The following is a 13,172-nucleotide window of genomic DNA, read 5'->3' as shown; positions in this document are numbered from 1 at the left end:
ATGGCTGCCGCCGCTTCTGGCGGACGAGCCGATCCAACAGAGACCCATCGGACTGCTTGAGGTCTCTGATTAACCCGAGTTGTTTGTGATCACTACGGCCTTGAGCGTGACCGCCTGAATCCGCATCTATCGAAGCGTCTCGACGGGCCGGCGAACCGACCTGAGATTGCTCGAATCGTCGATGAGCGAGAATTCGATAGTGGGTGACGCAATCGTGGTCTTTTCACTCGCCACCCGCCATGTGATCGAAGAGAAAGGCGCCAGCGTCACCTCGCCGCCGAAGTCGATTGGTAACGCCTCAGCACCGGATCGAATTCGCGCGCTGTCCTGAAACGTTGCGTAGAACCCGGTTGGATTCTTCGCTGTAATCTGCCAACCTTTCCCCACGCGATTCAGGCGAAATTCAAGGTGATCCGGCAGGTCGCCCACCGCACCCTTGATGCCCGGAGGACGGTAAAGCAGCTTGACCTGATTGAGGAAAGAGATCGCAATCCGGGCTGTCCCTTCTTTCTGTTCCGCCCTGTCGTCGGGGGGGATCTGAAGAAAATTGAACCAGTAGAGCGACTCGCGATCCGTGGGCAGCTCCGCGTTCGGACTAAACATCACGCGCACAGACTGCTGCCCCTCGGCAGCAATCCGGAACAGCGGCGGCATCACGACAAACGGTGCGCCAGCTGCGTCTTCGGCAGGCGCTCCCTTGCCATCGTCGACCCACGTTTGAACCAGATGGGGCGCTTTGTCCTGATTGGCCAGCCTGACCGTCACAAAATTCTGTTCCGCCGGATAGATGACCCGCGTCCCATGCATCACGACCCCGGCTTCGGCACTTGTGCCGATCATGAGAAGAGACAGCAAGACAGCAGGCAAACGTACTCCGATGGAATACATGCGCCGAGAAAATAACATCTGGATACCTTAATTATTTCAATTGCGGATCTTCAATGACTGAAGACCATAAGCCCCCTGCAGGAGCCGTTGGGACACCTGCTTCATGTCCCAACGGTCAACCCGCCGTTACTGGGTACGCAAGGCGTAGACCGCGGTGGTCTTGATCGGGCCGACCTTGACGCCTGCCGTGTTCTTCACGTAGTAGTACGCCGCCATCGGAATGGTGGCTGCGCCGCTCGACACCGTCGCGTACGACACCGGAGTTGCTGCCCCGACGACCACCTGCTTGCCGCTACTCGCGCCGTCCATGACCTGGATCTGGACTGCGTCGGTGCCGTACGTGGTCGGATCAATCAGGTTGCCCGTCGTCGCGTCGTACGTGCTCGAGTTGAGCACCGCGCCAACCTTCGTGACGCCCACCGGGCAATTCAGCACCTGGATCGAGAAGGGCACGCTCAGCGCGCCGTACTGCCCCGCCGCCGCGCTCAGCTTGCTTTGTGCAACCTGATCCAGCGTGACGGTGTAGTTACCCCCCGTCACCGCGGGATCGCAAGTCGTGGCAACCACTTCGCCATTGAACGTGATCGTGCTGCTCTGGGCTTGAGCAAGCCCCGGCACTGCAACCAGACCCGATACTGCAACAACCACTGCGAGCTTCTTCAACATGATGCATCCTCAAACAAATCTGCTATTGATCATCTGACTACGCCAGATACCGGATTCGCCGATATCTCGCGCAGTCACTCCACGCGATCGCCCATGAACCCATGCGGCGAACTGCTCTTTCTCAATCGGGGCATCCGCATGGCGCGCACGCCTCGATTGCAATCCTTTCCCCTGCAACGCGCCCTGATGCTGCTCTAGGGCTGGTTGACCAGGACGTTGACGTTCGCCGAAACCTTGCCTGCGGTCACACCACTTGCCGATGTATTCGGGAGCATTTCCAGACGCGCTTCGAAGGGTTCCGTGTAGTCGGTATATCCAAACGTCGCCGCATGACTGGTGCCCGCCGGTCTGACCTGATACCAGCCCTGTGCCTGGGTCTGCGATCGAGCCGCATAGCAGTTCGAATTATTCTGCGCAGCCGAACTGCTCCCCTGACATCCGGAGTTCTGAATCCAGAACCGGCGACCGGTTTCCCCTTGACGGCGATAGACAATGCCGACCCCGGAAGCCGCCGCTGTCACCGCGTCCGATGTGAGATACCCGTAGTTGCTCGCAACAAGGTTTGCCTTGTTTTGCGGTTCGAATCCAATGCGCAGCGTGCCGACGGGTGAATTCCTGTCCGTACACTCGTAGGTGACGGCAAACGAAATCCAAGGCGCGGCACCGCCGGATATCGCCGATATCGGATGAGCGCCCAGATCGACCGTACGCGGAACATTGACCACCCCGCACGCCGGCCCGGCGGACGGTTGATAGTTGCCGAACTTGATGTAGCCATACGTCGCGTCGGTACTGCCGCCGCCGTAGTCGGTATGCGCGATGCCAATGCGGCCGATATAGCCGTCACTCACGCAACAGAAGTTGTTGTCGTCGTAAGGCGAACGGACCATGACGAGCCTGACACTGGGAAAGTGTTTCGCCTTGACGACATAGGGATAGGTGATGCGGTCGGCACGTGTGGAACGCTCATACCCACCTGACGACCGGAACACCACGGCCGTGTTCGAAGGCGCACCACTATCGTTAAACACCAGTTCCTTCTGCGATCCATCGGCCATCACGCCATACAATTTGTACCCGACGGTCGTGTGCATCGTGGCAGGCGCCAGTGCCGGATACACATACTGCGTGAAATAGTATTTGGTCGACCCAACGAGGAAGCTTCCGTACTGGTAGGTATCGTCCAGCCGCAACGCAGCCGAGACCGTCGCCGCGCTTGCCGTATCGGTGCATTTGGCGAGGACCGCCTCGGGGTTCCCCAGCAGATAGCCCATGGGATAGATCTGGTCGAACAACACCGTTCCCACGGGCATGAACTTCTGCGGATAGACCGACACGCTCGCCGGCCCAATCGGATAGTTCTGCGCTGGGTACCACAAACCATCCCCGGGCCCGTACCCCGACTCCGCACAAACGGCCCGCGCATTGGTGCTTCCAAATACAAATAGGGCAATCGCAAAAATAAGCTTGACAAAGCGGACTGGCGAATACCAGTAATTAGTCAAATCCATACCATGAAACCTTTAAAATTGACCGTGCTTGCCGCCGATCCTGTTTTCACCAGACTCTGTTTTTAAATTCTGAAGATATGAAAACATCGACATAAGCAGTTCTCAGAAACGAATAATACGGATTCGACTCCCGCCGGGAAATCGTAATTCGTCCATTTGCTGAAGAAGATGTTTTTAATGCTCTGATAGGTTGAGCAAAATTCGACTCAAAAATTTAAGTGCACAACTCCTGTCCGTATCGCACAAACCCGCTCCTGGCCGGTTTTTTCGTTAAATCATTCTCATTTATAAGCTACATTTTCCGCCCCGGCCAGAGAAGATATCTCGTGCAATTTATCCATTTACGATACGAAAATTTGTTAAAACAATTTAACAAATTCAATTGCCTCGACAATCCAGTCGAGTCAACTCATAGTGAGCAATAATTTATCTCTCAATTCAAGATGCATGGTGAACTGGCAAACCGCTGAATGCCCTTACTCAATAGAGATGGCATTCTGCCGTTATTAGCGATTCCACACGTTTAGGTTAATAGACGTTATTCCGGCGCGGTGCCACCCGGACGCCCCCGTCAACTCCCGGATCCGAGCTCATGACGCTTTCCCGAAAGGAGACCCGCGCGCACGCGGGATCACACTGAAATTGACGTAAAAGAACGTGCTATCAGGACTCGGTCTGCGAGGTCCTGTCGATCATACGGACCGACACATTCCCTTCGACTCCCAACATGAAGCGTTTCCGCGTCATCGAAGGCAGTTCGCCGAACGCTTCGCCATACGCCTTGGCGAACAGGCCCATGTGCGAGAAGCCCCAGCGTCTGGCAACCGCCGCGATGGAAACGTCATGCTGTGTCGCGAGCAGATCCTCCCGCACTTTTGCAAGGCGCACCCCTTTCAGATAGGCCATGGGGGACATCCCCTTGCTGTCTGCAAAGCCAGTCTGGAGCGATCGGATACTGGTGCTTGCCGCCTTTGCGATATCCTCGACAGAAATTGCTTCGCCGGCATGAGCATGAATGAAATCGACGGCACGGCTCACGTGGCGAGGCGACAGTCCTGGCGGTCGCCCGCTCAGTAAGCGCGAGTAGTTATTGGGGATCTGGAACAGTAACGCGGTTGTGAGCGCATCGCGCAGACAACGAATAGTCTGTCGCGCCCCGGGAATATCAGCCGTCTCGCTCGCAGCACAACGTCGTACCAGATCGGCGATGCCGCGCGCGATCGAAACGCCATGGGAATCCCCGGGAACACCTGCCTCGAACCTCGCGCGAGTCGGTATCGGGCAATCGAGCAACGAGACGAGCCGTTGATTGAATTCCGTGGTGCCGATGAGCAGCATCTCGCAGCTGCCTGGCTGCCAGCGCCAACGCCTGACTTCCGTGGGGTCCAGCATCAGACAACCGCGACTCAGGCACTCGAATTGCGCATGCTTCAGGTCGACTGCGAGTCCACCGCTGTCGACAATCGCAAGCAGATAGCCATCAAAGGGCTCGTGAAACGTGACCGTGCCGCCGCTTGTTGTCGTGAGCCGATGCGCAGCCATCCCTTCGGCAAAATTGGCCACAAGTCTGAAATCGAATTCACCTGCGGCGTTGGGTACGACAGCTACACTCCCGAAGATGGGTGAGAGCCGTTCAACAGCTTCTTCGGGGTCATTTGCCGCAATGACTTCAGTCCGGATACCCTTCATTGCGCCAGCCCCTCGTTGTTTCGGAGTCCGTTTCGAGACATGACGCTGACGGCATCTGATGGTGATTGAATCGCCTGCACTTGCGATGGAAACAGGAATGAACACGCCGGCACGTCCGCAGCGGGCGGGGTCAATGCAATTTTTCCGACAGGAGCCAGCATCTGTTCTTCCGCGATCGATGATTGAACTCAGCGACCAGCTGAGGCCGCTTCCGTGGACGAGCAGTTCAGGCGTCCGCGCTTGACAGCCCCCTCTTCATTCCGGGTACGCACGGCATTGAACGATATCGTCCAGGCAGGAACCGGACGCTTATCTGCGTGCTAACATCTGGCGCGTTTCCATCAGAGTTTCCCGGCGATGCAATTTTGTGACTCGTGCCAGCGGTTGGTCAGACAAGGAGGCACCGTCTCCCCGCCTTCAACGTTCGATCGCACGGGAAAGCCGCGAAAACTGCGGCCGATGCTTCGCAGCCCTATTCTCGTCAGCCGATTCCGTTGTCGCGTATGCGGAGCCAACTGGCTGCAGGAAGTCGATCTCCATGCACACGAGCAATCCGCCTGGCTCTGCCTTGCCAGCTCCGGCAGCATTCTCGAACCGGGCACTGGAAGCACGATTCCAGCGGACGGACAAGCTAGCTTGCTCACGGCGACTTTGCCGAACGGTGTCCAGCAAAATCACGCATCCCCCAGGCATGACGTGCACTCCAGCCCGATAACCGCCGAAGCTTCCAGAAAACTGGCTTGAACGTGGCAAGGCAGCGGACAAAACGCAGCCCCATGCCCGCCGTAAACGTTTTCATCCGGACGCGTTCAAAAAAAAGACGTCACGTTTCCGTGACGCCTTAAAGGTCCTAGCTACTTCGAGGGCCTACACTAGAACCTAAGAGCTCAAACTCGCCAACGCTAACCGGTCGCACACATAGGTCGGTATATGACGCCTACCGAGTGACGCCTACCGAGCGCTACTGCGAAGCTGATTCTCAAGTAAGAGCACCTGCCGCTCAATAGTAAAATCTTTAGAAATCGCGCAGAGGCCTGTTTTTTTTCTAGTTGGCACCGCGCGGAGGGAAACCGGCATCGTCGTGCCGCGCTTCTCCGGAGCGAACCGCAAAGTCAACGCCGGCCTCGTCGTCGTGTCCGGCAAGATCGCCGACAGGCGCAACCCCTCGATCGCCGCCCCATCCGCTCGTCCTTCGACCATGCCACGCGCTGCCGGTGCCGAAGTGTTGTGTGAGTCACTGCCGCGCGCACATCAGTTCGTTTCCCTGTTCTCTACTGCGATACAACTGACCCCATCGCCACAGCAATATCGCGCGCCACGGACGCGAGGGCGCGGCTGTATGCGTTGACTCGCGCATCGTAGCCAGGACCGCTCACGGCCTCGCGTACAACCGTGCGCCCGCCAACCGGTTCACCCCGCTGAGGCGCGCGCACCGACCAGATCACGGCCAGTGTCACCGTGCCGTTCGTCGATGAATCGAAGCTCTGCACGTCAACCGATACGCGGTAAACCTTGTCGTCCACACGTTGTGGATAGACGGATACGATCGACCCCGGGATAAGTTGCGTGAGATCTGCGGCCAGTACGCGTGGAATCTGGCTCTTCAACGGGTCGGCCCAGCGCGCGAATTCATCGATCGACACGCGGTTTTCGTCAACCGTGGATACGATTTGCGGGCGATCGATCAATTCCGGAACCGTCACCAGGCCAATCGCAATTGCCACCGGTTTGGCGGATTTGACAAGCGGCCGCAGTTCGACACCTTGCACAGGACTCAGCGTGTAGAACTGCGACGATGGCGACGTTGCGCACCCCGTAACAAGAGCAAGCACGACTAGTGCCGCGGAAAACGAACAGAATCGGCTCATGGCTTATCCTCGGTCTTGCCACGAATCAGCGCTTCCGGATGACGTTGGAGATAGTCGGCCAGCGTGCGAATCGAAACCGCGGCGCGTGACAGCTCACGCATGGTCTCCGTCGTGCTTTGCTGCAATGGCGAGTCGTTTTGCATCGTTCGATTCGCCGACGTAAGCGCCTCACGAGCAGCCGCCAGCGTCGCTTTTGCATCCGGTGCCAGGTCTGTATTGATGGTGTTCAGAAGCAAATCCGCATCGTTCAACGTCTTGCGCAGGTCTTTGCCGATTCCCTCAAACGGAATGGCATTCAGCTTGGCGACAAGACTGGCGATGGAGTCCTGCAGACCCTGCAGGTTGCCCGGCACCGTCGGCAATTCAGGCGTTGCATTGCTCCAGTTCACTTTCGCCTTTGGCGCCGAGGGGAAGAAATCGATCGCAATGTACAGTTGCCCCGTAAGAAGACTCGCAGTCCTCAACTGTGCCCGCATTCCTTTGGATATCAGATAGTCCGCGAACGCTTTTCGCTCGGACGCCGTGCTTCCAATGCTGCCTTGCCAGTTTCCGCGCGAGATCAGGCGTTCAGGAAAAATGCTGACCTCGACAGGGATATTGAATTCCTTACTGACCGGATCGAAGTTCGCTGAAATCGCCGATACCTCGCCAACAACGATACCCCGGAAGTCGACTGGCGCGCCGACGGTCAATCCGCGTACCGACTCATTGAAGTTCAGCACGTATTTGTCGACGACGGCATCGTGCATCTTCATGGCGTCGGCGCGATCACCGAAAAGCCGGAACTGTCGCTTCGCGTCTGCTTCGATCCTGTTCGTCGTATCTGGTGGGTTCTCGAACGCGAGGCCGCCAATCAGAATGGAGACCAGCGATTCGGTATTGACCTTCACGCCCGTCGTATCCAGAGTCACGTCAACACCGCTCGCTTGCCAGAAGCGGGTGTCGTTCGTGACGTACCGGTCGTACGGCGCGTTGATAAAAACCTGTACGCTCATTCCCGCACCATCAGGATCGAGTGCGTAGGAAACGATCTGGCCAACCTGAAGCCTGCGGAAAAATACGGGTGAGCCGATATCGAGTGAACCGATGCTGCCACTCCTGAGCACGAATGCCCGCCCGGGCGCCCCCGAAGCGAGAACCGGCGGCGACTCGAGACCGACAAAATCACGCCGGGCTTTTTTCGAGGTGCCGATATCCATGCCGATGTGAGAACCGGATATCAATGTGCTGATACCCGACACCGTGCCGCCTGCAATGCGCGGCCGAACCACCCAGAAGCGGGTATCGTCAACCAGCATGCTGGAAGCGTTGCGCGACATCTCGGCGCTGGCAAGCACGGTCTTGTGATCGTCGGAAAGGGTGAGACTTCTGATCACACCGATGTCGACATTCTTGAACTTGATCTTCGTCTTGCCGGCCTCGATACCCTCGCCTGTGGCAAAACTGATCGTAACCGTCGGGCCTTTTTGCATGATCGACTGCACCGCCAACCCGCCCGCTATCAGAACGGCGACAAGCGGCACGAGCCACACAAGCTGCATGCGCCACTTCGGGCGCTTCGCGGCAACCGCGGTTGGAAAGTGAGCCGTATCGTCGTTTCCGTTCTGTCCCGACACTTTATTCACCGTCCAGCTCCACTGCGTCCCATATGAGCCGCGGATCGAACGACAACGCCGCGAACATGGTCAGCACGACGACCGCGCCGAATGCGATGGCGCCGGGACCCGCATCGATCGTTGCAACCGAGCCGAATTGCACGAGCGCGACCAGGATGGTGATGACGTAGATATCGAGCATCGACCAGCGGCCGACAAACTCCACCCACCGGTAGATACGTGTCCGCTTGCGCGGCATATGGGATGAGCGCAACTGGGTGCTCCAGGCGAGGTAGGTGAGCGACAGAATTTTGAGCATGGGCACCACGATGCTGGCGATGAAGACGATTGTCGCCAGCCCCCACGATCCAGAGGTCCACAGAAACACCACACCGCTCAGAATCGTGTCGGATTGCGCGCTGAACAAGGTGCTGGTGACCATCACCGGCAGGAGAACGGCTGGAGCATAGAGAACCATCGCGGCCAGCAGAAATGCCCAGGTGCGGGCGAGGCTATTGGGCTTGCGCAGATGCAACACCGCGCCACAGCGCGGACAAATCCCGCCACGAAAATGACCGAGCGGTTTCGATATCAAACCGCAGTCGTGGCAAACGAATAGACCAGCGCGTGCGGCAGCCGCTGCGTTGACAGCCGCCTGCGGCGCATATGGTGCATACGGCGCGCAGTCGTCGCGAGGCGTGTCTGCCATACGCCCCCAAATGTCACGCGGATTGAACGAAACAGCCGCTGCCGCGAGCAGCACCATCACCGCGCCGAACGCCCAGATCGCGATGCCCGGAACGACGGTCGCGAAGTGCTGGAGTTTGACGAGCGCAACCAGCATGGCAAGCATGAGCACTTCGATCATTCCCCAGGGCGCGACATGTCTTAGCACACGCAGAACGATCTCGGGACGTCGAGGCAAACCGCCAATATGCAGCGGCAGAAGCAGGTAGATCACCGCCGCGATATTCAATGCCGGCATCAGAATCGTCGTGACCAGAACCAGACCCGCAATGGGCCACATACCGTCGGCGTACAGCGAAGCAAGCGCGCCGGACAGCGTGGTTTCGACGAACGCGCCATTGACCCAAAGTCCGATGATCGGAAAACAGTTGGCAATCACGAACAGGATTCCGGCCGCGAGGGTGAACGCCAGTGCGCGATCGCCGGTGGCCGGCAGGCTTCGGTAAAGGGCTGTGCCACATCGTCGACAGCGCGCAGTGCCGCGTTCAGGGAGTGGCGCCTTCCATTGCAGCAAGTCACATGCGTGACATGCGATCAATCGGGTTTCGTTCATCTTCGGCGTTTGCTTGCGGGCGCGTAACCTCGCACAACACGGCAGCGTGCTGGCCCTATTCGATCGGCGCGGCAAGGTTCAAACCCGCGCCGCGGAGAGACAGTTCAAGTGAGGCGCCAGCCTAACATCGCAATTTCATCATGTAAACCGTCCAGCCGGTTTGTTTCATGCGGAAACCACAAAACCTGATTAGAACCCGCAGCTCGTCGCAGCATTGCCGTCCTTTCATAAAAACAATCCGGATAGACGGTTTACAAACAATAACGACGATGCTACTGTTCGGCCTCATCGGTCCTGCCCTGAACAGGACCTCACCCGACACCTCGACCTGCCCTCCATGGAACCCAAAATGCTGAAGAAAAACCTCGTCCCGCTTCTTTTCACCGCCGCAGCGGTACTGACCTTGAGCGCGTGTGCGGGTGTGCAGCCGGTCGCCTATACGGGCATCGCTTCTTCGCCGCAGTTGACGCAGAACCGTGGCGACGACTCAGGGAAAGTGCCGTATAAATACACCGCCCCTGTCGTCTGGTCGCGCTACACGCAGGTCGTGCTGGATCCGGTCGCCGTCTATCAGGGCGGCGACAACCAGTTCGGCGACATGAAAAGCGAGGACCGCGCCGCCCTTGCCGATTACATGAAAAAGACGTTTTCGGAAAAACTGGCGACAAAGTTCAACGTGGCGCAGCAACCCGGCCCGAACACCCTGCGAGTCAAGCTGACACTCACGGGCGCCGAAAAGACCACGGCGCTCGTGGGACAGTTCATGCACTTCGACCTTGCGGGCAATCTCTATAACGGTGTGCAGTCGGTCCGTGGCGGCCAGGGTGCATTCAGCGGCTCGGTTTCGTACGCGGTGGAGGTCTTTGACGCAAGCAGTGGGCAACTGCTGAAGGCATACGTTTCGAAGCAGTATCCGAATGCATTGAACCTTCCGGCCGCGTTCGGTTCCTTGAGTGCGGCGAAGACCGGTCTCGACAAGGGAGCGGACGCGTTGGTCGCCCAACTTCATTAACGTTGGCGCAGTCGCGTTCCATCCGCGCTGGCGTCATGCGCTCGATAGCGCGCGTGCGGCGCTATCTGGATGCGAGTTGCGGGTGTGTTTGCCGGCTTGCGAGGCGCCTGTCCGACGTGGTCTGCGGAAGACTGTAGTTGCGGCTTCCATCGAGGGAAGTCAGGTCCCGCCAGGGGCAACAGCCCTGGCGGGACCTCGTGCCTGCTCAGGCGAATCAGGCGAATCAGGCGAGGTCGAAGCGGTCGAGATTCATGACCTTGCCCCAGGCCGCGACGAAGTCGCGGATGAATTTCTCCTGCCCGTCTTCGCTTGCATAGACTTCGCCCAGGGCCCGCAGTTGAGCATGCGAACCGAAGACCAGATCGACACGGCTGCCGGTCCACTTCACCTCGCCGGTCTTGCGATCGCGCCCTTCGAACACCTCATTGGCCGCCGAGACCGGCTTCCACTCCGTACCCATGTCGAGCAGGTTGCGGAAGAAGTCGTTGCTGAGCGTTTCCGGCCGATTGGTGAACACGCCGTGCTGATTCTGCCCGGCATGGACGTTCAGCGTGCGCAAGCCGCCGATCAGCGCAGTCATCTCTGGCGCGCTCAAGGTCAGCAATTGCGCCTTGTCGATCAACAAAGCCTCGGCCGGGACGCTGTATTTGCCTTTGAGATAGTTTCTGAAGCCATCGGCAACCGGTTCGAGAAACGCGACAGATTCCACGTCGGTCTGTTCCTGCGATGCATCCATGCGACCGGGCGAGAAAGGCACGCTCACCTTATGGCCTCCCGCCTCTGCCGCTTTCTCGACGCCGGCATTGCCTGCCAGCACGATCAGGTCGGCCAGCGAGACCTTCTTGCCGCCGGACTGTGCACCGTTGAATTCGGCCTGGATGCCTTCCAGGCTCTTCAACACCTTGGCCAGTTGCTCGGGCTGGTTGACCTGCCAGTCCTTCTGCGGCGCGAGGCGAATGCGCGCGCCGTTGGCGCCGCCGCGTTTGTCGGAACCACGGAAGGTGGATGCCGACGCCCAGGCTGTCGAGACCAGTTGCGAAACGGACAGCCCCGATGCGAGGATTTTCTGCTTGAGCGAGGCGATGTCCTGCGCATCGATCAGCGGGTGGTCGACCGCCGGAATCGGGTCCTGCCACAGCAGCTCTTCGGCCGGCACTTCCGGACCGAGGTAGCGGGCGCGCGGTCCCATGTCGCGGTGGGTCAGCTTGAACCACGCACGGGCGAAGGCGTCGGCGAGCTGGTCGGGGTTCGCGAGGAAGCGCCGCGAAATCTTCTCGTAGACGGGGTCGAAGCGCAGCGAGAGATCGGTGGTGAGCATCGTCGGCCGCTGCTTTTTCGTGGCATCGAATGCATGCGGAATCGTTTCGCCGCCATTCTTGGCGACCCACTGGTTCGCACCGGCGGGGCTCTTCGTCAGTTCCCATTCGTGGCCGAACAGGTTCTCGAAGAATCCGTTACCCCACTTGGTCGGCGTGCTGGTCCAGGTGACTTCCAGACCGCTCGTGATCGCGTCGCGCCCGCTGCCGCTGCCGTAGCTGCTCTTCCAGCCCAGCCCCTGGTTCTCAAGTCCGGCGGACTCGGGTTCCGGCCCCACGTTGCTGGCGGGACCCGCGCCGTGCGTCTTGCCGAAGGTGTGGCCGCCGGCGATCAGCGCGACCGTCTCCTCGTCGTTCATGGCCATGCGTCCGAAGGTTTCGCGGATGTCATGAGCCGCGGCGAGCGGGTCGGGATTGCCGTCCGGACCTTCCGGGTTCACATAGATCAGGCCCATTTGCACGGCGCCCAGCGGATTTTCCAGATTACGTCCGTGGTCGTCGCGGCTGGTTTCGCTGCCGTGCAGTTCTTCGTCGGCGACGATCACGCCTTCGTCGTCGTCCTTACCGGCTGCGCCCTTGCCATAACGGACGTCACCGCCCAGCCAGGTCTTTTCGTTGCCCCAGTAGACGTCGAGATCCGGCTCCCACGTGTCCTCGCGGCCACCCGCGAAGCCGAAGGTCTTGAAACCCATGGTTTCGAGCGCGACGTTGCCGGTGAGGATCAACAGGTCGGCCCAGGAAATTTTCTGGCCGTACTTCTGCTTGATCGGCCACAGCAGACGGCGAGCCTTGTCGAGGCTGACGTTGTCCGGCCAGCTATTGAGCGGCGCAAACCGCTGCTGGCCGCGCCCGGCGCCGCCGCGGCCGTCGCCGGTACGGTACGTGCCCGCGCTGTGCCAGGCCATGCGAATGAATAACGGACCGTAGTGGCCGAAGTCGGCCGGCCACCAGTCCTGCGAATTCGTCATCAGCGCCGCGAGGTCCTTCTTCACCGCAGCGAGATCAAGGCTCCTGAAAGCCTCGGCGTAGTTGAAGCTGTTGTCCAGCGGGTTGGACTTGCTGGAGTGCTGGCTGAGCAGATCTAGCCGCAGTTGCTTTGGCCACCAGTCACGATTCGTCGTGCCGCCACCGGCGGTATGGTTGAACGGGCACTTTGCTTCGTTTGACATGCGCTATCTCCTTGAGAGGACATACCCACTTGGTCTGCTACCGCATCCGGCTCCTTGGGGTGCACCGCCGAACCGCGCCGGCGGGCTGGCCGGAAGTCACATAGTGGGCGCTTTTTGTGTACCACTGTTGACTACCCGACGCGCATGCTTTTCGTCCG

9 protein-coding genes are annotated in these 13,172 nt (G+C 59.2%); 1 reads left to right on the top strand and 8 read right to left on the bottom strand.

What is annotated here, in order from left to right; all coding sequences use genetic code 11:
- Positions 1-126: 126 nt before the first annotated feature.
- The 7 genes from BCY88_RS04590 to BCY88_RS04550 form a co-directional block, all read right to left on the bottom strand.
- Complete coding sequence (locus BCY88_RS04590) at positions 127-906, bottom strand: fimbrial biogenesis chaperone (RefSeq protein ID WP_120343104.1); 780 nt, start codon at positions 904-906, stop codon at positions 127-129.
- Positions 907-1,014: 108 nt separating this feature from the next.
- The gene (locus tag BCY88_RS04585) at positions 1,015-1,554 is read right to left on the bottom strand and encodes a fimbrial protein (RefSeq protein WP_120343103.1); all 540 of its coding nucleotides are present in this window, start codon (positions 1,552-1,554) and stop codon (positions 1,015-1,017) included.
- Positions 1,555-1,748: 194 nt separating this feature from the next.
- A complete protein-coding gene (locus BCY88_RS04580) occupies positions 1,749-2,933 on the bottom strand; it encodes a fimbrial protein (protein WP_183081275.1) in 1,185 nt (394 codons plus the stop codon).
- A 795-nt stretch (positions 2,934-3,728) separates the two neighbouring features.
- Positions 3,729-4,754: an AraC family transcriptional regulator gene (locus BCY88_RS04575; protein ID WP_120343101.1), complete on the bottom strand. Its 1,026-nt coding sequence runs from the start codon at positions 4,752-4,754 to the stop codon at positions 3,729-3,731.
- Between the two features lie 1,271 nt (positions 4,755-6,025).
- The gene (locus BCY88_RS04560; RefSeq protein ID WP_120343098.1) at positions 6,026-6,622 is read right to left on the bottom strand and encodes a PqiC family protein; all 597 of its coding nucleotides are present in this window, start codon (positions 6,620-6,622) and stop codon (positions 6,026-6,028) included.
- Positions 6,619-8,163 (bottom strand): PqiB family protein, encoded by a 1,545-nt coding sequence (locus tag BCY88_RS04555; protein WP_183081288.1) that lies wholly within the window; start codon positions 8,161-8,163, stop codon positions 6,619-6,621. The genes BCY88_RS04560 and BCY88_RS04555 overlap by 4 nt, the downstream gene beginning before the upstream one ends.
- A gap of 76 nt (positions 8,164-8,239) precedes the next feature.
- Positions 8,240-9,517, bottom strand: a complete 1,278-nt coding sequence (locus tag BCY88_RS04550; RefSeq protein WP_120343096.1) for a paraquat-inducible protein A — start codon at positions 9,515-9,517, stop codon at positions 8,240-8,242.
- A 349-nt stretch (positions 9,518-9,866) separates the two neighbouring features.
- Between BCY88_RS04550 and BCY88_RS04545 the strand changes: the two genes are divergently transcribed.
- The gene (locus tag BCY88_RS04545; RefSeq protein ID WP_120343095.1) at positions 9,867-10,529 is read left to right on the top strand and encodes a DUF3313 domain-containing protein; all 663 of its coding nucleotides are present in this window, start codon (positions 9,867-9,869) and stop codon (positions 10,527-10,529) included.
- A 223-nt stretch (positions 10,530-10,752) separates the two neighbouring features.
- On the opposite strand, the gene katG is transcribed toward BCY88_RS04545, so the two are convergent.
- Positions 10,753-13,014, bottom strand: coding sequence for a catalase/peroxidase HPI (gene katG / locus BCY88_RS04540; RefSeq protein WP_120343094.1), 2,262 nt, complete (start codon positions 13,012-13,014; stop codon positions 10,753-10,755).
- Between the last annotated feature and the right edge of the window lie 158 nt (positions 13,015-13,172).

The sequence above is a fragment of the Paraburkholderia fungorum genome, assembly GCF_003610895.1.
GTDB classification, from domain to species: Bacteria; Pseudomonadota; Gammaproteobacteria; order Burkholderiales; family Burkholderiaceae; genus Paraburkholderia; species Paraburkholderia fungorum_B.
The sequence above is the reverse complement of the archived record's forward strand: the minus strand, read 5'-3'. Positions and strand labels throughout refer to the sequence as shown.